The 22,637-nt window shown below is 72.4% G+C and carries 17 protein-coding genes; 8 read left to right on the forward strand and 9 right to left on the reverse strand.

Going from position 1 to position 22,637, the window contains the following annotated elements; translation table 11 throughout:
• From ACWCRJ_RS10555 to ACWCRJ_RS10590, 8 genes are all read right to left on the reverse strand, one after another.
• On the reverse strand, window positions 1-1,262 hold a 1,262-nt coding region (locus ACWCRJ_RS10555; protein WP_450938899.1), incomplete at its 3' end, for a glycosyltransferase family 4 protein.
• On the reverse strand, window positions 1,252-2,568 hold the full coding sequence (locus ACWCRJ_RS10560) for a nucleotide sugar dehydrogenase (protein WP_450938900.1): 1,317 nt from the start codon (window positions 2,566-2,568) through the stop codon (window positions 1,252-1,254). The genes ACWCRJ_RS10555 and ACWCRJ_RS10560, both read right to left, overlap by 11 nt.
• An 82-nt stretch (window positions 2,569-2,650) precedes the next feature.
• A complete protein-coding gene (locus tag ACWCRJ_RS10565) occupies window positions 2,651-4,129 on the reverse strand; it encodes a sugar transferase (RefSeq protein ID WP_450938901.1) in 1,479 nt (492 codons plus the stop codon).
• An 847-nt stretch (window positions 4,130-4,976) separates the two neighbouring features.
• Window positions 4,977-5,504 (reverse strand): hypothetical protein, encoded by a 528-nt coding sequence (locus ACWCRJ_RS10570; protein WP_450938902.1) that lies wholly within the window; start codon window positions 5,502-5,504, stop codon window positions 4,977-4,979.
• Window positions 5,488-5,988 carry an RNA polymerase sigma factor gene (locus tag ACWCRJ_RS10575; protein ID WP_005481770.1) on the reverse strand — a complete coding sequence of 167 codons (501 nt, stop codon included), beginning with the start codon at window positions 5,986-5,988 and terminating at the stop codon, window positions 5,488-5,490. The genes ACWCRJ_RS10570 and ACWCRJ_RS10575 overlap by 17 nt, the downstream gene beginning before the upstream one ends.
• A gap of 77 nt (window positions 5,989-6,065) precedes the next feature.
• On the reverse strand, window positions 6,066-6,689 hold the full coding sequence (locus ACWCRJ_RS10580) for a class F sortase (protein ID WP_450938903.1): 624 nt from the start codon (window positions 6,687-6,689) through the stop codon (window positions 6,066-6,068).
• Window positions 6,686-7,090 (reverse strand): sortase-dependent protein, encoded by a 405-nt coding sequence (locus tag ACWCRJ_RS10585; RefSeq protein WP_450938904.1) that lies wholly within the window; start codon window positions 7,088-7,090, stop codon window positions 6,686-6,688. The genes ACWCRJ_RS10580 and ACWCRJ_RS10585 overlap by 4 nt, the downstream gene beginning before the upstream one ends.
• A 179-nt stretch (window positions 7,091-7,269) precedes the next feature.
• Complete coding sequence (locus ACWCRJ_RS10590; protein ID WP_450938905.1) at window positions 7,270-11,514, reverse strand: molybdopterin-dependent oxidoreductase; 4,245 nt, start codon at window positions 11,512-11,514, stop codon at window positions 7,270-7,272.
• A 369-nt stretch (window positions 11,515-11,883) separates the two neighbouring features.
• Between ACWCRJ_RS10590 and ACWCRJ_RS10595 the strand changes: the two genes are divergently transcribed.
• From ACWCRJ_RS10595 to ACWCRJ_RS10610, 4 genes are all read left to right on the forward strand, one after another.
• Window positions 11,884-12,273 carry a cell division protein SepF gene (locus tag ACWCRJ_RS10595; RefSeq protein ID WP_013000139.1) on the forward strand — a complete coding sequence of 130 codons (390 nt, stop codon included), beginning with the start codon at window positions 11,884-11,886 and terminating at the stop codon, window positions 12,271-12,273.
• 167 nt (window positions 12,274-12,440) lie between these two features.
• A complete protein-coding gene (locus ACWCRJ_RS10600; protein ID WP_450938906.1) occupies window positions 12,441-13,616 on the forward strand; it encodes an ATP-binding protein in 1,176 nt (391 codons plus the stop codon).
• Window positions 13,603-13,965: a nucleotide pyrophosphohydrolase gene (locus tag ACWCRJ_RS10605; RefSeq protein WP_450938907.1), complete on the forward strand. Its 363-nt coding sequence runs from the start codon at window positions 13,603-13,605 to the stop codon at window positions 13,963-13,965. Before ACWCRJ_RS10600 ends, ACWCRJ_RS10605 begins: the two co-directional genes overlap by 14 nt.
• Window positions 13,966-14,190: 225 nt before the next feature.
• Entirely contained in the window at window positions 14,191-14,667 is a 477-nt protein-coding gene (locus ACWCRJ_RS10610; protein ID WP_046919079.1) for a DUF6099 family protein, read from the forward strand.
• A gap of 108 nt (window positions 14,668-14,775) precedes the next feature.
• Here ACWCRJ_RS10610 and ACWCRJ_RS10615 read toward each other — a convergent pair whose 3' ends face one another.
• Window positions 14,776-14,943 carry a hypothetical protein gene (locus tag ACWCRJ_RS10615; RefSeq protein ID WP_167358658.1) on the reverse strand — a complete coding sequence of 56 codons (168 nt, stop codon included), beginning with the start codon at window positions 14,941-14,943 and terminating at the stop codon, window positions 14,776-14,778.
• Between the two features lie 238 nt (window positions 14,944-15,181).
• On the opposite strand from ACWCRJ_RS10615, the gene ACWCRJ_RS10620 reads away from it, so the two are divergent.
• The 4 genes from ACWCRJ_RS10620 (at window position 15,182) to uppS (ending at window position 22,499) form a co-directional block, all read left to right on the forward strand.
• The gene (locus ACWCRJ_RS10620; protein ID WP_450938908.1) at window positions 15,182-16,105 is read left to right on the forward strand and encodes an LLM class F420-dependent oxidoreductase; all 924 of its coding nucleotides are present in this window, start codon (window positions 15,182-15,184) and stop codon (window positions 16,103-16,105) included.
• A gap of 226 nt (window positions 16,106-16,331) precedes the next feature.
• Window positions 16,332-17,822: a 3' terminal RNA ribose 2'-O-methyltransferase Hen1 gene (locus ACWCRJ_RS10625; protein ID WP_450938924.1), complete on the forward strand. Its 1,491-nt coding sequence runs from the start codon at window positions 16,332-16,334 to the stop codon at window positions 17,820-17,822.
• A complete protein-coding gene (locus ACWCRJ_RS10630) occupies window positions 17,819-20,371 on the forward strand; it encodes a polynucleotide kinase-phosphatase (protein WP_450938909.1) in 2,553 nt (850 codons plus the stop codon). Before ACWCRJ_RS10625 ends, ACWCRJ_RS10630 begins: the two co-directional genes overlap by 4 nt.
• A gap of 271 nt (window positions 20,372-20,642) precedes the next feature.
• On the forward strand, window positions 20,643-22,499 hold the full coding sequence (gene uppS / locus ACWCRJ_RS10635; RefSeq protein ID WP_450938910.1) for a polyprenyl diphosphate synthase: 1,857 nt from the start codon (window positions 20,643-20,645) through the stop codon (window positions 22,497-22,499).
• Window positions 22,500-22,637 lie beyond the last annotated feature (138 nt).

The following is a 22,637-nucleotide window of genomic DNA, read 5'->3' on the forward strand; positions in this document are numbered from 1 at the left end:
ACCTCGCGCGTGCCGCTCGCCCCGCCCGTGTCGCTCGCCGGGATGGGGGAGGGGTCGCCGCAGGCGGCGGCGTACGCGGCGAGCAGCGACCGCTGGGAGTTGCGCCAGGAGAGCGCCCCGCCGATCCGCTCCTGGCCGATCTTGCCCATCTGGGCCCGCTGCTCCGGATCGTCCATGAGCCGCGCGATGAGCCCGGCGAAGGCCGACTCGTCGTTGGCCGGCGCGTAGACGGCCGCCTCACCGGCGGAGACCCGCGCCTCCCGGAGGTCGAACGAGACGATCGGCCGGCCCATGACCATGTACTCCAGGACCTTGTTCATGGTCGACACGTCGTTGAGCGGATTGTGCGGGTCGGGGGAGAGGCACACGTCCGCGGTGGACAGGTAGCGCGCCAGGTCGGCGTCCGGGATACGGCCGGTGAACTGCACCTGCTCCGCGAGTCCGAGCCGCCGGGACAGCTCCACCATCGCGTCGAAGGTGTCGCCGGCGCCGACGAACACCGCGTGCCAGTCGGTCCGTCCGACCTCGTCGCGCAGCTTCGCCAGCGCCCGCAGGGCGTAGTCGACGCCGTCCTGCGGGCCCATGACGCCGAGGTAGCACAGCAGATGGGGCTTGCCGCGCTTCAACTCCGGCTCGGGCGGCACGGGGTGGAACCGGTCGGTGTCGGGCGCGCTGCGCACCACGAAGACGTCGTCGGGCCGCTTGCCGCCGCGGCGCACGGCGACGTCCCGGTAGCTCTCGTTCGTGGCGAGCACGACGTCCGCGGCCCGGTAGGTCCGCCGTTCCAGCGCGCAGACGGCGCGGTACAGCAGGTCCTCGCCGCGGTCGAACCGCGACAGGTACAGCTCGGGCACCAGGTCGTGCTGGTCGAAGACGAAACGCGCGCCGCGCCGCTTCATCCACAGGGCCGGCAGGAACAGCAGGTCCGGCGGGTTGCAGGCGTGGACCACGTCGACCGGGCCGACCTTGCGGGCCAGCCGGACCGTGTGCCACAACGCCGAGCCGTACTCCCGCAGATAGCCGGACGGGCCGCCGGTGGCCGCGCGCAACGGATAGCGGTGGATCCGCACCCCGTCGATCTCCGCCTCCGGCTCGGTGTCCCGCTTGGTCCCCCGCGGGCAGATGACGTGCACCGTCCAGCCCGCGTCGCGCAGCGTCGTGCACTCCTGCCACACCCGCCGGTCGAACGGCACCGACAGGTTCTCCACCAGGATCAGCGCACGCCGGTCCGGCCGGCCGTCACGCGTCGTGTCACCAGGCAAGGCCCAAGTACCCCGGTTCGGCCCGGCGCGCGTCGGCGTCGGGAAGGTGGACGAGATCGACGATCACATGGCCGTCGCCGTGGGGCAGTGCCGACAGCACCTCCGGGTCCCTGGTCCCGACCAGGAGCACCTCGGCGTGTTCGAGCACCTCGTCGACGGAGTCCGCGAGCAGCTGCGCGAGATGCGGCAGCCGGGTCTCGATGTACTCGCGGTTCGCGCCGAGCAGCCGGGACAGGCTCACGTTGGCGTCGTAGATCTTCAGGTCGTACCCCTTGCCGAACAGCCTCTCCGCCAGTTCGACGAGCGGGCTCTCGCGGAGGTCGTCGGTGCCGGGCTTGAAGGACAGCCCGAACAGTCCGGCCCGGCGCTTTCCGGTGCGCTCGACCATTTCCACCGCGCGCTGCAGATGGTCGGCGTTGGAGGGCAGCACATGGGACAGGATGGGCACCGAGACGTCGGCGCGCTGGGCCGCGTGCACCAGGCTGCGCAGGTCCTTGGGCAGGCACGAGCCGCCGAAGGCGAAGCCGGGCCGCAGGTAGGCGGGGCTGATGTTCAGTTTGCGGTCGGCCAGGAACACGTCCATCACCTGGTGCGAGTCGACCCCGAGGGCCTGGCACACCGCGCCCAGTTCGTTCGCGAAGCCGATCTTGAGGCCGTGGAACGCGTTGTCCGCGTACTTGATCGCCTCGGCCGTCGGGACCGGCACCCGGAACACCTCGCCGGGCAGGCCGTCGTACAGCGCCAGCACCGCGTCGCCGCTCGCCGGGTCCAGCTCGCCGACGACGGTCTTGGGCGGGTCGAAGAAGTCCCGTACGCTCGTGCCCTCGCGCAGGAACTCCGGGTTGACCGCGACCCCGACGTCCACCCCGGCGGTGCCGCCGACGTACTTCTCCAGGATCGGCACCAGCAGGTTCAGACAGGTGCCCGGGAGCATGGTGCTGCGGAACACGACCGTGTGCCGCCCGCCCCGCTCGGCGAGCGCGGCGCCGATCTCCTCGGTGACCCGTTCCAAGTAGGTGGTGCACAGGCTGCCGTTGGGCTCCGAGGGCGTGCCCACGCAGACCAGCGACACCTCGCTGTCCGTGATCGCCTCGCGGACGTCGGCGGTGGCGCGCAGCGCCCCGGTCCGCACGACCTCGGCGATCAGCTCGCCGATCCGCTCCTCCACCACCGGGGCCTTGCCGCCGTTGACCAGGTCCACCTTCACCTGGTTCACGTCCACCCCGACGACCTCGTGCCCCATGCTGGCCAGGCACGCGGCCGACACACAGCCCACGTAGCCGAGCCCGAACACGCTGACTCTCATGACCCGTTCCTCCCCCCAGGCAGGCCCCCACGGCCTGCGGTCCGCGCGTCGGCGGCACGGTCGAGTTGCAGTACCCGGCACATCAGTAGGCCCCCTGCCCGTGGATCACCGCGCGCAGCGTCTTCCAGAGGATCACGCTGTCCAGGGCGAGCGACCAGTCCTCCACGTACCGCAGGTCCAGCCGCACCGCCTCCTCCCAGGACAGGTCGCTGCGTCCGCTGATCTGCCACAGACCGGTGAGGCCGGGCTTGACCAGCAGCCGCCGCCGGATGTCCGGGCCGTACGCGGCGGACTCCTCCGGCAGCGGGGGCCGCGGACCGACGAGCGACATCGATCCGGTCAGCACGTTGAGGAGCTGGGGGAGTTCGTCGAGCGAGTACCGGCGCAGCACCGCCCCCACCCGGGTCACCCGCGGATCCCGGCGGAGCTTGAACAGCGGGCCGGCGCCCTCGTTGCGGTCGGCCAGCGCGTCGCGCACCCCGTGCGCGCCGGCGACCATGGTGCGGAACTTGAGAATGGTGAACTCGCGGCCGTCCTTGCCGACCCTGCGCTGGCGGTAGAACGCGCCACCCCGGCTGTCCACCAGCACGACCAGGGCGAGGAGGGCCATCAGCGGTGCGAACAGCAACAGCAGAATCGTTGCGCCTATGCGGTCGACGACCTCTTTGACCGCCCGGCGGCCACCGGTGAAGGCCGGCATGCTGACCCGCAGCAGCGGGATCCCGAGCACCGCGTCCACGTGCAGCCGGGGGCCGGCCACCTCCATCAGCACGGGGGCCACGACCATCTCGGCGTCGCTGCCCTCCAGGTTCCAGGCGAGGCGCTGCAGCCGGTGCGGAGACCAGTGCGGGTCCGGGGTGACCGCGACGACGCGGTAGCCGTCGCGACGGACATGGCCCGCGACGTCCGCCAGCCGGCCGACGACCGGCACTCCGTCCAGATACTCACCGCCGAACCCGAGTCCGTCCGTGGTGCACACCGCGTCCACCCGCCAGCCGAGGTGGGGGAACTTGCGGGTGCGGGCGATCAGATCGCGCACGGTCGCCGGGCTCCCGGCGGCGAGCACCGGTCTCAGACAGTGGCCTTCCTTCCGCTGTCTGTGCAGCGAAAGGCGCAGCAGATACCGCACGGTCATGGTCACCAGCGCGATCGCGGGAATCGCGACGAAGATCCACAATTTGATGTTGCGCGAGGTGAGAGCGATTCCGCCCAGCGCCAGTACGACGGTCGCCGTGAACAGCGAGCGTCCGAGCCGACGGAATTCCTCGGCACCCTGGCCGAGTACGGCGGGAGCCCAGGACCGGCTCACCGCGAGCGCACCCAGCACCAGAATTTCGGTGCCGAATGCAAGAATGCCCCACTTCTCGTGCCAGTTGGCCGCGTCCCGGGCCCCGAAGAAATTGCCGATCGCCGCCACCACGATGGCCGTGGCCACGGTGTCGCTGGTGATCACGGTACGTCGGTACCGCTGCTCCCACTCGATCGTGCTCCGGCTGATGGCCCCGTCCGCCAGACGCCCCCGCGCCGACGGAAACGGGCTGACCAATTCCCCTTGCCGCACAGAACCCCCCAAGGTTCCCAGTGGTTCGACGTGTTCGCCGCACACTGTTTCCGCGCCCCGGGAGGCCCCCGCCCCCCGTACTGTCCCTCCCTTCGGGAGACCCCCGCCCCCGCGTCGCGCTGTTTCCCCTCCGGGAGGCCCCCGCCTCCCGCGCCCATGCCTTTCCGGATTTCGGGGCGCGCGTGAACCCTCGGAATCCGGGGTGCTCCCGGCACCCGTAGCCCCCTCCCGGGCTCGCAAATGATCATCCCCACGCCCGGCGCGGGGGACGCGAAAACCGGCATTCCCCGACGTCGGACCTATAGATCATTAACGGTCGCCTCGTGTCCGAACACCTGAAGCACGGTCAATCTAGACCATCGGGGCCAGTCTTGAAGAGGGGATGTGCGTAATTTGTGTTCAAGCTTTGGGGCTGAAACAACCAACGGTGGTCGCGTATGGATGTCTTTACGCCACCGGGTGATTCGGGAGCCTCACGGAGTCCTCGGACGCGGCTTGTGCGGCGTCCAGTTCGGCGTCGCCTTTCCGGTGTTCACGGCATTCGGCGAACCGACTGTGGTGCCTGAGGCGGCCGATGTGATCGATCTTGATGACGAGGTGCGCGACCTGATCGTGTCGGTGTCCCGTACGCACCGATTCGCAGCCGGCGAGGCGTCACTCCGTGCGGCACCGGACCGTTCGGCCGCCGTGACCCTCTCGGGCACCATGTTCTTCGACTGGTTCGCCGTACGCCGAGGCGATCGCCGACCGTTCCGAGCGCGTTCCGAGCACGCCCCCATGCGGCCGCGTACGACCGGCGCACAACCGGACACGGCCTTGGGGCGTGTCCGCGACGACGGCGCGGCGCTCAGTGCGCCCCGGGTGTGCCGAGCCTGGCCGAGGCTTCGGAAGGCCGGGCCGGAGTCGCCGACGGCGCGACGGTGCCGGCACCCGTCCCGGTGGGCGGGACCGAGCGTTCGACGGCCTCGGACGGGGTCGCCGACGGCGCGACGGTGCCGGCACCGGTCCTGGCCGGCGATGTCGAGGGGACCGGGCTCGGGCTTTCGTCGGAGGGCGCGGGGGTGTCGGGCGGGACGGAATCCGACGGAACGGGGGAGGGGCTGCCGGTCGCGGGCGGCGGGGCCAGGGGGACCGAGGGGGAGTCGGGGGCGTCTTTCCCGGCGAAGTGCAGGGGCAGGGCGAGAAGGGCGACGGCCGCGCAGGTGGCGGCGGCGCCGGCCGCGGCCCGGACCAGGCGGCGCCGGGCGGCCGCGCGGCGGACGGTCTCGAAGTGGCCGGGGGGCGGCCCGAGACGGTCGGCGGGGGGACGCAGGATGACGGTGAGCGGGTCGTCGTCGGGTTCGAGGCCCGGGCCCTCGTCAGGGCGTGTGGTCAAGGCTTCTCCTCAGGTGGGCGCGGAGCAGTTCGCGGGCCGCGTGGAGGTCGGCCTTGACGGTTCCTTCCTTGCGTCCGGTGAGCACGGACACCTCCCGGATCGGCATGTCAGCGTAGTAGTGCAACAGGATCGGCACGCGCAGCCGTTCGGGCAGCGACTGCACCAGCAGCCGGACCGAGGGGTCGGACGGTTCGGCATGGCCGGCCGGCCGGCGCACCGAGGCCTCCGCGGTGGCCCGGTGCATCGCCCTGCGTTCGCGTTCCAGCTTGCGCCAGTGGTCCCGCACGAGGTTGGCCGCGGTGACGTAGAGGAAGCCGTGCGGCTCCGCCACGGACGTCCAGCGGGCCCAGAGCCGCGTGAACGCCTCCGACGCGATCTCGTGGGCCGTCTCGTCGTCGTCGACCAGCCGACGGCACCAGCCGGCCAGGCGCGGGTAGAGGGCGGCGAACAGCTCGGACGCGGCCTTCTCGCGGGACCGTTTCAACGCTCTCCATGGTCGTGGTGGTGCGGCAGGCGGCAGCGCGGATACGTCGGTTGCCGCTTCGAGGGGCGGGCTGTGGGTCACCGCGCCGCGCGGCTCAGCGTGGCGAAGACGATCACGTTGTCGCGGTACTCGTCCCCCGTGCGCGGGCCCCCGCAGGTGACCAGACGCAGTGCGGGACGGTCCACGTTCCCGTAGACGTCCTCCGCCGGGAAGTCGGCCTTGGCGACCGTCGTCACGGAGTCCACGGTGAACTCCGGTGCCGTGCCGTTCTCCAGGCGCGCCTCGATCCGTTCGCCCCGCCGCAGCCGGGCCAGACGGCGGAAGACCCCGTCGCCGTAGCCGCCGACCGTGACATGGCCCAGGATCACCGACGGGCCGGTCTGTCCCGGTGTCGGTGAGTGCTCGTACCAGCCCGCCCGGTCGTGCGCCGTGATCGGCGGCACCTCCACCGTGCCGTCCGGCGCCAGCCCCAGCCGGATGACCGGGGTGTCCACCCCGATGCCCGGTATCAGCAGTCTGACCGGGACCGAGCGGCCGAGGGGGCGTACGGCGCCGGCGGGGGACGGAGAGGCAGGGGGCGACGAGGACGCGTCGCCCGTGGAGGGCCCGGTCCTGGCGTGGCCGGTCCGCCCGCCGTCGCAGCCCACGAGCAGCGAGGCCGTCGCCGCGGCGGCGAAGGCGCGCCTGGAGAACAAGGTCACGCCCCGTTCGCCCGGCGGCGGCGCAGGACCACGACGGCCGCGCCCCCGCCGACGAGCACCGCGGTGGCGCCCGCGCCGGCCAGCACGCCCGCGCCGCCGGAGCCGTCCGACCCGGCCGCCTCACCGGTGTCCGGCGCGCCGCTGGGAACGACGGAGACCTGGCTCGGCACCGGGCTCGCGTCGCCGTCGTCAGGGGCCTTGGTGGGTTCGGCCGGGCGCGGGGACTCGTCGGCCGGTGCGGACGGGACCACGGTCGGTGCGGTGCTCGGCGCCGCGCTCGGTGCGGCGGAGGCCTCCCGCGGGACGACGGTCGGGCTCGTGTCGTCGGCGAACGCGGACGGCGCGGTCGCCAGCACGGCGGTGAAGACGAGTGCCGTGGCACTGAGGACGGTTCGGCGCATGGGTCGCTCTCTCTCGTCGGGCTCGACGGGCCGTGCCCGCCGTCGGGTTCGACGGGGGCGACGGCCTCGTGTGCCGCCCGGACCGGTCACCGGCACGCGGCGGCGTCACATATCGAGCGGAGAGACGAGACAGCGATGGGACACGTTGTAAAGAGATGGCAAAGTCGTTCTGAGGGGGCTCAGTACACGTCCCGGACGTACCGCTTCTCCGTCGCGAGTTGCTTCACGTACGCGGCGGCCTCGTCCTCGCTCATCCCGCCATGGGTGACCGCGACGTCCCGCAGGGCCCGGTCGACGTCCTTCGCCATACGGGAGGCGTCGCCGCAGACGTAGAAGCGGGCGCCGTCCTGGAGCCAGTGCCACAGCTCGGGCCCGTGCTCGCACATACGGTCCTGGACATAGACCTTGGCGCGCTGGTCGCGGGAGAAGGCGGTGTCCAGCCTGCCGAGCACGCCCGACTCCTGAAGGTCCGCCAGTTCCTCCTGGTAGTAGAAGTCCGTCGCCCGGTGCTGCTCCCCGAAGAAGAGCCAGTTGGGCGCCCGGTGGCCGAGGGCCCGCCGCTCCTGGAGGAAGCCGATGAAGGGGGCGACTCCGGTACCCGGACCGACCATGATCATGGGGGTCGCCGGGTCGGTGGGCGGCCGGAAGTGCGGCGAGCGCTGCACGAAGACCGGCACGTCCAGATCCGCCTCGCCGTCCGCGAGGAAGGGTGAGCAGACCCCGCCGCGCGGGCGCCCGCTCAGGTTCTCGTAGCGCACGACCGACACCGTCAGCGAGATGTGGTGCGGGTCGACGAGCGGGCTCGACGAGATCGAGTACAGCCGGGGCTGGAGCCGTTTGAAGACGCCGGCCCAATCGCGCGCGCCGGCCCGCACGGCGAACTCGGCCACCACGTCCACGGCCTGTCGGCCCCAGGACCACTGGGCGAGACCGTCCTTGTTGTCCGGGCGCATCAGCTTCTTCAACTCCCGGTTGTCCCGCGTCCGTTCGGAGACGAAGCGGAGCAGGTCCGGGGTGATCCGGGTGATGTCGAGATGCCGGTGCAGGGCCTCGGCGAAGGGCAGCTCGCCCGCGCCGGGGACCTCCACCGGAGCCGAGCCGTCCAGACCGGTCACCGCCAGCCATTCCGCCACCAGACCGGGGGAGTTGACCGGCCGGACCCCGAGCGCGTCGCCCGCCTCGTACGACAGGCCCGTCCCGCTGGTGTCGAAGGTGAAGCGGCGTACCTCCTTGCCTGCCCCGGGCAGGCTGAGCAGCCGGTTGCCGACCAGCCGGGCGGCTGCGGGCGCGGGCCTGGTGGAACGGAGGGGCGCGGGTGCGGAGGGCTGCGCGGCGACGGTGACGGCTGTGCCCGTGGCCGCGTCCGCGCCTGTGGCTGTGCCTGGAGCGACGGGCGTGGCCGTGGCGGTGTGCGGCTGCCGGGTCCCGGGCGCACCCCCGTTCCCGTCCGCCTCGGTGCCGAGCGCGGTAATGACCTGGCCCAGCCAGGCGTCCGCCGACGGTTCGTAGTCCGGCTCGCAGTCCGTGCGCGGGGCCAGGCGCACCGCGCCCAGCTCGTCGAGCCGGGCGTCGAGGCGGCGGCCGTGCCCGCAGAAGTCGTCGTAGGAGGAGTCGCCGAAGGCCAGCACGGCGTAGCGCACGCCGTCCAGGCGGGGGGCCTCCCGGTGGGACAGCGCGTCCCAGAACCCGGAGCCGTTGTCGGGCGCGTCGCCGTCCCCGAAGGTGCTGGTGATCAGCAACAGGTCGGCCCCGACCGGCAGTCGCTCCGGCTCGGCCTCGTCCATCCCGACCAGCGTGGCCCGGTGTCCCGCGGCTCCCAGATGCTCGGCGGCCGCCACCGCGAACTCCTCGGCCGTCCCGGTCTGCGAGGCCCACAGCACGACGACCTCACGCCCGGCGGTGACGGCCGCCGGCGCGGGTCCCGGGTCCGCCGACCGCGAGTACATCCCGGCGAGCACCCCGTTCACCCACATCGCGTGCGCGGGGCTGAACGGCGCGTCCGCCGGCAGCACGGGCACCCCCCGCACCCCGGACCCGAGCCCGGCGAGGAAGCCCGTGAGGTACTGGCGCTCCTGGGCGGAGAGCACGGGCGGGGGCGAGGGTTCGAGACCGAAGACCTCGGCGCCGGGGGCGACCGCCGCCGGAACCGTCACCGACGGCGCCGCGGTCACGGTCCCCGGAACGGTCACCGCGGTCGGAAGGGCCGGAGCAGGCGGAGCGGTCGTCCCGGCCGGAACAGCCAGGGTTTCCGGAGTCCGTACCGGCGCGGCCACCTTCGCCAGCGACACCGCGCACACCTTCAACTCCGGCTGGAACGACAGCGGATCCACCGCGTCGCTCGTCACCGCGTTGATGCTCAGATACTCCCCGAACAGGTCGTTCCAGTGGAACGGCGCGAACACGCACCCGGGCATCACCCGGTCCGACACCACCGCCGGGAGCACGGCACGCCCCCGCCGCGAGGCGACCTCCACGGAGTCCCCGTCCCGCAGGCCCAGCGCATCCGCGTCCTGCGGATGCACCTCCACGAACGGCCCGGGGTTCAGCTTGTTGAGCTTGGCGACCCTGCCCGTCTTCGTCAGCGTGTGCCACTGGTGCTGCAGCCGCCCGGTGTTGAGCACGAACGGGTAGTCGTCGTCCGGCATCTCGGCGGCCGGCAGGTGCGGCCGGGCATGGAACACGGCCCGTCCGCTGGGTGTGGGGAAGAGGAGCTCCCCGTCCGCCCCGGCCCCGGCGTACCGGATCGGGTTGCGCGCCGGCCCGTCCTCCTCGGCCGCCGGCCACTGCACGGACCCCGACCGCAGCCGCTCATAGCTCACCCCGCGCAGATCCCACCCGGTCTTCGGGTTCCACGCCCGCCTGATCTCCTCGAAGACCTGTTCGGCGGTGTCGTAGGAGAACCCCTTCTCGAATCCCATCTCCCGCGCCACGGCCGCGATGATCCGCCAGTCGGCCATCGCCTCGCCCGGCGGGTCGGCGGCCGGGGCGGCGAGCGTGAGGTTGCGCTCGCTGTTGACGAGGACGCCCTCGGACTCCGTCCACAGGGCGCCGGGCAGGACGACATCGGCGTACGCGTTGGTCTCGGTGTCGGCGAAGACGTCCTGGGTGACGACGAACTCGGCGGCCTCCAGGCCCTCGATCACGGTCCTGCGGTTGGCGACCGAGGCGACCGGGTTGGTGCAGATGATCCAGCAGGCCTTGATCTCCCCGTCGGCCATCTTCTGGAACATCTCGACCGTGCCCTTGCCGACACCGTCCGCGCGCAGGCTGTCCGGGGCCAGTTCCCACAGCTCCTCGACGAACGCCCGCTCCTCGTCCACCAGCACGGACCGCTGCCCCGGCAGCCCCGGCCCCATGTAGCCCATCTCGCGCCCGCCCATGGCGTTGGGCTGTCCGGTGAGGGAGAACGGGCCGCTGCCCGGACGGCAGATCGCGCCGGTCGCCAGATGCAGGTTGACGAGCGCGTTGGTGTTCCAGGTGCCGTGCGTGGACTGGTTGAGCCCCATGGTCCAGCAGCTCGTCCACTCGGCGGCCTCGCCGATGAGCCGGGCCGCCTCGCGGATGTCGTCCGCCGGGATGCCGGTGACGGCGGAGACGGCGTCCGGCGCGTAGTCGGCGAGGAAGCCGGGCATCGCCTCCCAGCCCTCGGTGTGGGCGGCGATGAAGTCGGGGTCGGTGTGCCCGTCCGCGTGCAGCAGATGGAGAAGTCCGTTGAGCAGGGCCAGATCGGTCCCCGGGCGTATCCGCAGGAAGAGATCGGCCTTCTCGGCCGTCGCCGTGCGGCGCGGGTCGACGACGATCAGCTTGGCGCCCGCCTTGACCCGGTCCATCATGCGCAGGAACAGGATCGGATGGCAGTCCGCCATGTTCGAACCGATGACGAGGAAGACGTCCGCCCGGTCGAGGTCCTCGTACGAGCCGGGCGGCCCGTCGGCGCCGAGCGACAGCTTGTAGCCCGTGCCGGCGCTCGCCATGCACAGCCGGGAGTTGGACTCGATCTGGTTGGTGCGGATGAAGCCCTTGGCCAGCTTGTTCGCCAGGTACTGCGCTTCGAGGCTCATCTGGCCGGAGACGTAGAAGGCGAACGCGTCGGGTCCGTGCTCGTCGATGATCGCGCGCAGCCGCCGGGCGGTCTCGGCGATCGCGTCGGAGACGGGCGCGGGGACCGGCTCCTCACCCCGGTCGTCGCGGACGAGGGCGGTGGTGAGGCGGCCCGGCGCGGCCAGCATGTCGGCCGTGGTGGCGCCCTTGGTGCACAGGCGACCGAAGTTCGCCGGGTGGGACTTGTCGCCGGACGCCTTCAGAACCGTCCGCCGGCCGTCGGGGCCCATCCCGACGTCCAGGAGCATGCCGCAGCCGACACCGCAGTACGAGCACACGGTCCGCACCTGGGTCGTGGTGCTCTGCGGGCCCTGTGCGGCCACGGGCGGCCCCTCTCTGTCGGCGTCCGGGGTTTCCGGTCGGTCGTCCGAACCGGTCCGCCGTCGCTGTCCGGTACGGCGGACCGGTTGCTTCTCAGGTACGGCGGAAGGTTGGCTTCCGCTCAGCTCCGGGGCGCGGCCCGGCAGGCTCGATCGTACGAATTGCCCGTTACGCCTGTGTCACATGACCTGATCATGAGGCGTTACGCCCGCCACACACGGCCGCGCAAGGGGTTGTGAGGGCGCGTTCCGGCCGTTGTCCCGGAAGGAGGCGTGGCGGTCCGTGTCGTGTTGGGCCGAACGGGTGACCATGCGTAAGAATTGGCTGATGCAGTCATTCAGTGCGAGCCAGGGGGAAGGCCGGTGAACAGGGTGAACAGCCACGATGTCACCGACGAGCAGTGGGAGGGGCTCGCCCAGGTCGTGCCGTTGCGGGGCCGGGACGCCTGGCCGTCCGCGGTCGGCCACCGGACCATACCGGAAGCCGAGACCGAGGCCCGTCGCCGCTTCGTGGTGCTGCGCGTCAACGTGTTCGCGGACGCCCGTGACGTGGCGGAAACGCTGATGGCGGGCATTCCGGTGCTGCTGGATCTGTCGGGAGCGGAGGCCGACACCGCCAAGCGCGTACTGGATTTCAGCACAGGGGTGGTTTTCGGCCTCGCCAGTGGAATGCACCGCGTGGACCGGAACGTGTTCCTTCTCACCCCACGCGGAACCGAGGTGCGGGGGCTGATGGAGGGGGCGGGGGTTCCGGGGGTCTGAGAAGTGCGGCGTGGGGCGCTCGGGGCCGACGCCGCCGCTCACGATCCGATCGGGGCGCTCCCGAGGAGTGCGGGGCGCCCTCCCCCCGATGAGGGCGCTCCCTCGATCGTAGGAAGATCCACTCGGCGGAACGGTTTGCCTGGGGAGCGGGCCCCTACTGTCCGCATATGACCGTGTCATCCCTGTCGCCGATGCTCCCCGGTGCGGACGCCGGGGCGCGTCCGGAGCGGCCGAGCGTCATCGAGTTGCGGCTCTCCGCCTTCGCCGGGCACCGGGGCGCCTTCCTGCCGCTGGGTCCACTGACCCTCCTCGCGGGACGCAGCGGCAGCGGCAAGACCACCGCGCTGCGGGCCTACGAGGCGCTGGCGAGACTCGGCGGCGGCGCCCGCCTCGACGAGGCCTTTCCCGACCCGCTCGGCTGCGTCCCCGAACGGGCCCGGCCCGACACCCAGCGGCGGCGCGGATTCCGCATCGGCTGCACGACAGACGGCCCCGAAGGCCCCGTACACCTCGACGTCGCCGTGCAGGCCGAGCCCGAACTCCGCATCGTGGGTGAGCGGTTGACGTCCGGCGGCCTCACCCTGCTGCAGACGGCGCTCGTCGACCCGGGCCGCCCCGTCGTCCAGGCCTCCTGGCACACCGCCGGTACGTCCCCGGTCACCCGCGGCCCCCTCCCCGACGACCGCCTCGGCACCGCACTGCTCCCGCTGCGCGTGGCCGGTAAGACGGACGGCCAGCGCCAGGTCCTCGCCGCCGCCGAGCAGACGGTCGTCGCCCTCCGCTCGGTCTACGCCTGCGATCCGCGCCCCGGCCGGATGCGGGCCGCCGTACCGCTCGGCTCGGGACGTCTGCTGCGTGGCTGCGACAACCTCGCCGACGTGCTGTGGCGCACGCGCACGGAGTGCGGCCGACGGCACGCGCTGCTCGTCGGGGCCGTGCGCGACGGCTGCGCGGGACCGGTGCTGGACCTGCTGGCCGAGCCGCTGCGCGACGGCGCGGTACGGGCCGTGCTGGACCGGGGTGACGGGGTGCGGACGGCTTTGGGCCTGCTCGGCGACGGGGAGTTGAGGTATCTGGCGCTGGCCCTGGTGCTGTTCACCGGGCCCGGCGTCCTGGAGGTCGACCCGGTCGCGGAGGTGCCGGCGGCACTGCAGACGCTCACGGTCCTCGCCGACGGCTTCGACCGGTCCCTCGATCCGAGGCAGGCCCTGGAACTGGTGCGACTGGCGGCCCGGATGTGCGAACGAGGGCACATCCGGCTGGCCGGCACGGTGAGCGACGCCTCCTGGGCCGCGGGGCTGCCGGGGGTGACGGTGGTAGACCTGAACCGTGAAAGATCCTGAACCCGCGCGGGAGTCCGCACCCGAACTCGACGTGGCGACCCTGCAGCGGCGCCTCGCCGAGTTCGCCGCCGCCCGCGACTGGCAGCGGTACCACACCCCGAAGAACCTGGTCTCCGCGCTGAGCGTGGAGGCGTCCGAACTCGTCGAGATCTTCCAGTGGCTGACGCCGGAGGAGTCCGCCCGCGTGATGGCGGACCCCGAGTCCGCCCACCGTGTCACGGACGAAGTCGCCGACGTGCTGGCCTACTTGCTCCAGCTCTGCCAGGTGCTCGGCATCGATCCGCTCTCGGCACTGGCTGCGAAGATCGACCGCAACGAGCGGAGATTCCCGGCGCCGGAGCGCCCCTGACGGTGCTCGGCGGGTGCTCGGCGGTGCCCGACGGGTGGCCGGCGGCGCCGGGTCCTCACACCGTCGTCACTCTCCGGAGTCAAAAAGTTCTCCACAGCCGACTTGTTATCCACAGATTTCAGACTTCCTCTGGCTTTCCGTCTCGGAGACCCTCACTGTGGGTAATGAACAGGCAGGAGTTCAGGCGGACGTGTGAGAGCACGTCGGGACAGTCGGGGGCAGCGCATGGATGCGGTGCGGCTCATCGTGGCGAGCAGGCGAGCACTGGCGGGCAGCGCCGAGGGACCTCAGCTCATGGCGGAGGCGTGGCAGTCCTATGCCCTCGCCCAGGCCATCGGCAGCCGCCTCGCGGTCTCGGGACCACCCGAACTGCGCGGCGAGGCACTCGGGTTGACCGAACTGGCCGGCAGCGGCTGCGGCATACTCGGCGCGCCTCCGCTCGGCGTGGGCGACTTACGCGCCGCCCAGCTCACCGAGTTGGGCGACGCCCACGAGTCGCTCGTGCGGCTCGGCGTCCTGCTCGGCGAGGTCGGCATCGCCCTCGTCGGCCTGGCCAGCGGCGCCGGCGACGAGGCGACGTACTGGCAGTGCATGGAGGCGATCGACGCGGCGGACGAGGCCCGCGACCGCGTCCTGGAGATGCTGCGCCGCCTGGCGGTCAGAGACCAGGTCCTCTCGGAACGGGACGCGACCACCGGATGACCCTCGCCCGCCCGGTGCCGTCCACCGCCCCACGCCGGACGGCGACATGACGAACGCCCGGCCGCAGAGGACGGGGCCGGGCGCCGGGTGGCACGACTCAGGGAGGGATCAGACGGCGCCGCTCTCCTCCGCGGCAGCGGCCCGCGGCACCGAGAGGTCCGCGTCGAGCTGGGACAGGTCCGCGTTCAGGGCAGCCATCAGCTCCTCCATCTGCTGGAGCAGACCCTTCGGCTGCGCAGGCACGGCAGCCTGCTCCGGCACGGCTTCCTGGGACATGTGACGGCCTCCTCGGCCCTCGCCCCCCGAGGGGGCACGTGTGCGGGCGTCCCGGCAGCGGCCGCCGGCGACGGGTGCCGGGCGGTCCGGCTCCTCCCGAGCAACGATCACCGTTGTCGCCGGTCACTGGGCCGAGCCCACCCCGTGCGCCGGAGCGACGGATTTCACCCGACCGTGGCGCGGTGGCACCGACGGGACCGGTGCCGTCGACCGGGGCCGGAGCATGCAGGATGGAGGCATGGATCTTCGCATCTTCACCGAGCCCCAGCAGGGGGCGACCTACGACACCCTCCTCACCGTCGCCAAGGCCACCGAGGACCTCGGCTTCGACGCCTTCTTCCGGTCCGACCACTACCTCAGCATGGGGTCCTCGGACGGGCTGCCCGGCCCCACCGACGCCTGGGTCACCCTGGCCGGACTCGCCCGCGAGACCAGGCGCATCCGCCTCGGCACCCTGATGACCGCCGGCACCTTCCGGCTGCCCGGCGTGCTCGCCATCCAGGTCGCCCAGATCGACCAGATGTCCGGCGGCCGTGTCGAACTCGGCCTGGGCGCGGGCTGGTTCGAGGAGGAGCACAAGGCGTACGGCATTCCCTTCCCCAAGGAGAAGTTCGGCCGCCTGGAGGAGCAGCTGGCCATCGTCACCGGTCTGTGGGCCACCGAGGTCGGCAAGACGTTCTCCTACGAGGGCACCCATTACCAGCTGACCGACTCGCCCGCGCTGCCCAAGCCCGCGCAGGCCAAGGTGCCGGTTCTCGTCGGCGGTCACGGCGCGAGCCGTACCCCGCGCCTCGCCGCGCGCTACGCCGACGAGTTCAACATGCCGTTCGGCTCGATCGAGGACAGCGAGCGCCAGTTCGGCCGGGTCCGCGCGGCCGCCGAGGAGGCCGGCCGCAAGGGCGACGACCTCGTGTACTCCAATGCCCTGGTCGTCTGCGTGGGCAAGGACGACGCGGAGGTCGCCCGCCGCGCCGCCGCGATCGGCCGCGAGGTCGAGGAGCTGAAGGCCAACGGCCTCGCCGGCTCCCCGGCGGAGGTCGTCGACAAGATCTCCCGCTACCAGGCCATCGGTTCCCAGCGCCTCTACCTCCAGATCCTCGACCTCGACGACCTGGACCACCTGGAACTGATCGCCGGTCAGGTGCAGTCCCAGCTGTCGTAGGGAAGCGAAAAGATGCGTCCCCGCGCCTTCCCGAGGCGCGGGAGCGCGTCGGCACGCGGCCGGACGCACGCGGTGGCGTGCGGAAAATGCCCGAGTGGGGCCCGAGCCCTGCCTGTACGTTGGGGGCGCGCGCCGAAACGGGACGATGCGCAGGTATCCGCAGTTCAGACACCTCCTCCTCGACGCGGGCATCCGCCCCGGACACTCACCACGAGGCAACTCCACCGTGTTTCTGACGATCAGTACCACCGGCACCCCAGAGCGCCCAGCGACCGATCTCGGCTTCCTGCTGCACAAGCATCCCGATCGGACGCAGGCGTTCTCCACCTCGTACGGCAAGGCCCACGTCCTCTACCCCGAGGCGGGCGTCGAGCGGTGCACGGCCGCGCTGCTGCTGGAGGTGGACGCGGTGGCGCTGGTCCGGCGCGGCAAGGGCAAGGGCCGCGGCGGGGCACCGGACGCGGCCCTCGCGCAGTACGTCAACGACCGGCCGTACGCGGCCTCCTCCCTCCTCGCCGTCGCGCTCAACGACGTCTTCTCCAGCGCCGTGCGCGGCCAGTGCAAGGCCCGGCCCGAACTCCCGGAGCAGACCCGCCCGTTGCGCGTCGAGATACCGGCGCTGCCCGCGCGCGGCGGCCCGGACCTCGTCGTCGCGCTGTTCGAACCGCTCGGCTGGACGGCCACCGTGGAACCGGTGGCGCTGGACACCCAGTTCCCGGAGTGGGGCGCCTCCCGCTACGTACGGCTCGTGCTGGAGTCGGAGTCGCTGACCCTGGCCGAGGCGCTGCGCCACCTGTACGTCCTGCTGCCGGTCCTCGACGACACCAAGCACTACTGGGTGTCCTCCGACGAGGTCGACAAGCTGCTGCGCGCGGGGGAGGGCTGGCTCCCGGCCCACCCGGAACACAAGCTGATCACCAGCCGCTACCTCTCCCGCCGCTGGTCGCTGACCCGGCAGGCCATGGAGCGCCTGGAGCTCGTACGGCTCGCGGAGGCCGACGACAGCGAGGTCGAGTCGATCGACAACGCCGTCGAGGAGGCCGCGGACGGCGAGGCCGGGGGCGAGGAGAAGCCGACGCCGCTCGCGGTGCAGCGCCGGGACGCGATCCTCGCCGCGCTCGCGGAGTCCGGCGCGGCGCGGGTCCTCGACCTGGGCTGCGGCCAGGGCCAGTTGGTGCAGGCGCTGCTCAAGGACGTCCGCTACACCGAGATCGTCGGTACGGACGTGTCGATGCGCGCGCTCACCATCGCCTCCCGCCGCCTCAAGCTCGACCGCATGGGGGAGCGCCAGGCCGCCCGCGTCCAGCTCTTCCAGAGTTCCCTCGCCTACACCGACAAGCGGCTCAAGGGGTACGACGCCGCCGTGCTGTCGGAGGTCGTCGAGCACCTCGACCTGCCCCGGCTGCCCGCCCTGGAGTACGCGGTGTTCGGCTCGGCCCGCCCGCGGACCGTCCTCGTGACCACGCCGAACGTCGAGTACAACGTCCGCTGGGAGAGCCTGCCGGCCGGCCATGTCCGGCACGGCGACCACCGTTTCGAGTGGACGCGCGAGGAGTTCCGCGCATGGGCGACGACGGTGGCCGAACGGCACGGCTACGAGGCCGCGTTCGTGCCCGTGGGACCGGACGACCCGGAGGTGGGGCCGCCCACCCAGATGGCCGTCTTCACACGGCGCGACAGCAAGGACACCGGCGAGAAGGAGGCGAAGGCAGCATGAGCGAGAACACCTCCCAGACCATCCCGGGGCGCGTCCTGCCCGTCACCGACCTCTCCCTCGTGGTGCTGGTCGGCGCCTCCGGCTCGGGCAAGTCGACGTTCGCCCGGCGGCACTTCAAGCCCACCGAGATCATCTCGTCCGACTTCTGCCGCGGCCTCGTCTCCGACGACGAGAACGACCAGAGCGCGACGAAGGACGCCTTCGACGTCCTGCACTACATCGCGGGCAAGCGCCTCGCGGCCGGCCGCCGCACGGTCGTCGACGCCACCAGCGTGCAGCAGGAGTCCCGCAAACAGCTGATCGAGCTGGCGCGCGCGCACGACGTCCTGCCGATCGCCATCGTGCTCGACGTGCCGGAGGAGGTGTGCGCCGAGCGCAACGCGGCCCGCACCGACCGCGCCGACATGCCGCGCCGCGTGATCCAGCGCCACACCCGCGAACTCCGCCGCTCCCTGCGGCACCTGGAGCGTGAGGGCTTCCGCAAGGTGCACGTCCTGCGCGGTGTCGAGGACGTCGAGAACGCCACGGTCGTCACCGAGAAGCGCTTCAACGACCTCACCCACCTCACCGGCCCGTTCGACATCGTCGGCGACATCCACGGCTGCGCGAGCGAACTGGAGGCGCTGCTCGGCAAGCTGGGCTACGTCGACGGCGTGCACCCGCAGGGCCGTACGGCCGTCTTCGTCGGCGACCTCGTCGACCGGGGCCCGGACAGCCCGGGCGTGCTGCGCCGGGTGATGTCCATGGTCGGCTCGGGCAACGCCCTGTGCGTCCCCGGCAACCACGAGAACAAGTACGGCCGTTACCTCAAAGGCCGGGGCGTCCAGCACACCCACGGCCTGGCCGAGACCATCGAGCAGATGGAGAGCGAGAGCGAGGAGTTCACGAAGCAGGTCCGGGAGTTCATCGACGGGCTCGTCAGCCACTACGTCCTCGACGGCGGCCGACTGGTCGTCTGCCACGCCGGTCTGCCGGAGAAGTACCACGGCCGGACCTCCGGCCGGGTGCGCAGCCACGCGCTGTACGGCGACACCACCGGCGAGACCGACGAGTTCGGACTGCCGGTGCGCTACCCGTGGGCGGAGGACTACCGGGGCCGCGCCGCCGTGGTCTACGGCCACACCCCGGTGCCCACCGCCACCTGGCTGAACAACACCATCTGCCTCGACACGGGCGCCGTCTTCGGCGGCAGGCTCACCGCGCTGCGCTGGCCGGAGCGCGAACTCGTCGACGTACCCGCCGAGCGTGTCTGGTACGAGCCGGCGAGGCCGCTGGCGACCGAGGCTCCCGGCGGGCACGAGGGCCGGCCGCTGGACCTGGCGGACGTGTACGGCCGGCGGGTCGTCGAGACCCGGCACGCGGGCCGGGTGTCGGTCCGTGAGGAGAACGCCGCCGCCGCGCTGGAGGTCATGAGCCGCTTCGCGGTCGACCCGCGCCTGCTGCCGTACCTGCCGCCGACGATGGCCCCGACGGCCACCTCGCGCGTCGACGGATTCCTCGAACACCCGGCCGAGGCGTTCGCGCAGTACAAGGAGGACGGGGTCGCCCGGGTCGTGTGCGAGGAGAAGCACATGGGTTCGCGGGCCGTGGTCCTGGTCTGCCGGGACGCGGACGCGGCCCGGGAGCGCTTCGGCGTGGACGGGCCCACGGGATCCCTCTACACCCGTACCGGCCGCCCGTTCTTCGACGACGAGGCCCGCACCGAGCTGGTCCTCGGCCGGATACGCGAAGCCGTGACGGCGGCCGGACTGTGGGAGGACCTGGCCACCGACTGGGTGCTGCTGGACGCCGAACTGATGCCCTGGTCGCTGAAGGCGTCCGGGCTGCTGCGCACCCAGTACGCGGCCGTCGGGGCCGCCTCCGGCGCCGTCTTCCCGGGCGCGCTGGCCGCCCTGGAGGGTGCGGCGGCCCGTGGCGTGGACGTGGGAGAGCTGCTGGGCAAGCAGCGTGAGCGGGCCGCCGACGCGGCCGCGTTCACCGACGCCTACCGGCGGTACTGCTGGCCCACCGAGGGCCTGGACGGTGTCCGCCTCGCCCCCTTCCAGATCCTCGCCGTCCAGGGCCGCAGCCTCGCCGCCCTGCCGCACGACGAGCAGCTGGCCCTCATCGACCGGCTCGTCGAGTTCGACGTCAGCGGTCTGCTGCAGACCACCCGGCGCCTCTTCGTCGACACCGGCGACGAGGCCTCGGTGCGGGCCGGGATCGACTGGTGGCTGGAGATGACCGGCCGCGGCGGCGAGGGCATGGTCGTCAAACCGGTCGAGGCCGTGGTGCGCGGCGGCCAGGGAAGGCTGGTCCAGCCGGGCATCAAGTGCCGGGGCCGGGAGTACCTGCGGATCATCTACGGCCCGGAGTACACCCGCCCCGAGAACCTCGACCGGCTGCGCGGCCGTTTCCTCAACCACAAGCGGTCGCTCGCCCTGCGCGAGTACGCCCTCGGCCTGGAGGCCCTGGACCGACTCGCCGAGGGTGAGCCGCTGTGGCGGGTGCACGAGGCGGTGTTCGGGGTACTGGCCCTGGAGTCGGAGCCGGTCGACCCCCGTCTGTGATAACCCGCGTCCGGGGCCCACGGGTCCCGGACCCGGGTCGGGTACGGCCCCGGTCCGTGCCGGAGGAACCCCCTCCGGCACGGACCGACCCACGCCCGGGAGGCGACAATGCGGCTGATAATGTCGCAGTCAGGCGTGGCCGTGCACTGCGTTCGAATGGTTCCGGCGGTTCCGGCAGTGCTCGGGGGAAAGTGATCGCAGCCAGTCGCAGGCGATCGCTGTCACCCGAGTCGGTCCCATCGGTCCCATTCGAAGGTATGTGGGGTTTCCCATGCGTCGCAGCACCACGCGGTCCGTCACCCGGTCCGGGCGAGAGCGATCGGCACTCGACGCCGCGTACGAGGAGTGCCGCCGCCTGGTCCGCTCGACCCGGCCCACCGAGTACGCCCTGATGCAGCTGATGCCCCCGGCCGTACGCCCCGCCTGCTGGGCCCTGTACGCCGCCCTCGCCGCCGCCGACGACCTCGTCGACTCGACCGAGGGCACCGGGCGGGAGCGCGCCCGCCGGCTCGAACAGTGGCGGGCCGCGCTGGAGGCGGATCTGTCGAGCGGCACCAGCGACGACCCGGTCCGGCACGCGCTGACCGACGCGGTGTGGCACTGGGGGCTCGACCTCGGCGATCTGCTGGCCTCCCTGGACGCGGTCGGGCGGGACGAGGGCCGTGAGGGTGTCGCGACCTGGCAGGAGTGGCGGGAGCGCGCGCACGCCCAGAACGTCAGCTGGCCCGAACAGCTGATGCGGATGCTGGTCCGGTCCGGGCTGCCCGTCCCCGTGCGCCTGCGCGACCTTCCGGGCTTCACCCGCTTCGTGGACGGCCTGTTCCTCACCGACATGCTCCGCGACCTTCCCGAGGACCTCGACGCCGGGCAGGTCTGGTTCCCCGCCGAGGTCCTCGACCGCTTCCACGTGACACCGGCCGAGCTGCTGTCCCGCGAGTGGACCCCCGCCGTCCGCCGGCTGGTGGCGCATCTCGCGGGCCAGGCCCGGGAATGGCTGGAGAACTCCCGCCGGGCGCTGCGGAACACGCTGCCGCTGGGCCCCGCCATCGTGCTCGACAGCGCGGTCGAACTGTTCGGCGCGGAGCTGGACGCGATCGTCCGGGCCGGATCGGCGGTCCTGCACCGGCCGGTTCGGGTTCCCCGGCACATCGAATGGCGCATCCTCGGCCCGGCGCGGGCGCGGGCGGCCGTGGTGTGGCGGCTGACGCTGCCGCCGGGCGACTCCCCGGCGAGGACGGCGGCCGGGGCCCGCGCGGGTACGACACCGTCCGCCGACGGGACCCCGGACGCGTCGGCGCCGGCCCTGGCCGACGGCACCGGGCCGGGCACCACGCGGATCGCCGAACCGCCGCTGCCGCCGCGCCCGCACCGCGACGGTGCCCGCCCGCCGGCCATACCCGAGGCTCATCTCCCGCGGCACGTGGCGATCGTCATGGACGGCAACGGCCGGTGGGCGACCGGGCTCGGGCTGCCCCGTGACGAGGGCCACCGGGCCGGCGCGGTCGCCCTGCGGGACGTCGTCCAGGGCGCCCTGGAGATCGGCCTCGCCCATCTGACGGTCTACGCCTTCTCCACCGAGAACTGGAAGCGGTCGCCGGACGAGGTCTCCAAACTCTTCGCGATCATGCGCGCCGAACTCCTCGACGGCGAGCTCCTCGACCACGACGTACGTCTGCGCTGGGTGGGTTCCCCCGACGGCCTCCCGGAGGACGTGGTGGAGGTCCTGCGGGCCCAGGAGCATGCCACCCGCCACCGCACCGGCCTCACCTTCAACGTCTGCGTCAACTACGGCGGGCGTGCCGAACTGGCCCGCGCGGGCGCGGCGCTGGCCCGTGCCGCGGTGGCCGGCGAGGTCGACCCCGCCCGGGTCTCCGAGCAGCTCTTCGCCGCCCATCTGCCCCACCACGCCCTGCCCGACGTGGACCTCCTGTGGCGCACCAGCGGCGAGATCCGCACCTCCAACTTCCTTCCCTGGCACGCCCACTACGCCGAACTGCACTTCACCGACGAGCCGTGGCCCGAGGTGGACCGCCGCGACCTGTGGGAGGCGGTGGTCGCCTACACCCACCGCAAGCGCCGCAAGGGCGCCGCGTCGGTGCCGGCGCCTGTGGAGGGTGCCGAGCAGTAGGGCTCGGGGGCGGCTCGGTTCATTGTCGGGTGCGGCTCCGGTGGGGGCTGGCCGCGCAGTTCCCCGCGCCCCTGAAAAGCAGGGGCTGCGCCCCGTGCTTTTCAGGCCCGCAGGGCCTGGGCTTTCAGGGGCGCGGGG

Source organism: Streptomyces sp. NPDC002324 (assembly GCF_053593335.1).

Excerpts from the sequence above, each read along its gene's own strand:
- ACWCRJ_RS10560 (WP_450938900.1), bottom strand. The coding sequence starts at position 2,568 with ATGAGAGTCAGCGTGTTCGGGCTCGGCTACGTGGGCTGTGTGTCGGCC.
- ACWCRJ_RS10600 (WP_450938906.1), top strand. The coding sequence starts at position 12,441 with ATGACCGTGTCATCCCTGTCGCCGATGCTCCCCGGTGCGGACGCCGGG.
- ACWCRJ_RS10620 (WP_450938908.1), top strand. The coding sequence starts at position 15,182 with ATGGATCTTCGCATCTTCACCGAGCCCCAGCAGGGGGCGACCTACGAC.
- ACWCRJ_RS10630 (WP_450938909.1), top strand. The coding sequence starts at position 17,819 with ATGAGCGAGAACACCTCCCAGACCATCCCGGGGCGCGTCCTGCCCGTC.
- uppS (WP_450938910.1), top strand. The coding sequence starts at position 20,643 with ATGCGTCGCAGCACCACGCGGTCCGTCACCCGGTCCGGGCGAGAGCGA.
- ACWCRJ_RS10585 (WP_450938904.1), bottom strand. The coding sequence starts at position 7,090 with ATGCGCCGAACCGTCCTCAGTGCCACGGCACTCGTCTTCACCGCCGTG.
- ACWCRJ_RS10610 (WP_046919079.1), top strand. The coding sequence starts at position 14,191 with ATGGATGCGGTGCGGCTCATCGTGGCGAGCAGGCGAGCACTGGCGGGC.
- ACWCRJ_RS10615 (WP_167358658.1), bottom strand. The coding sequence starts at position 14,943 with ATGTCCCAGGAAGCCGTGCCGGAGCAGGCTGCCGTGCCTGCGCAGCCG.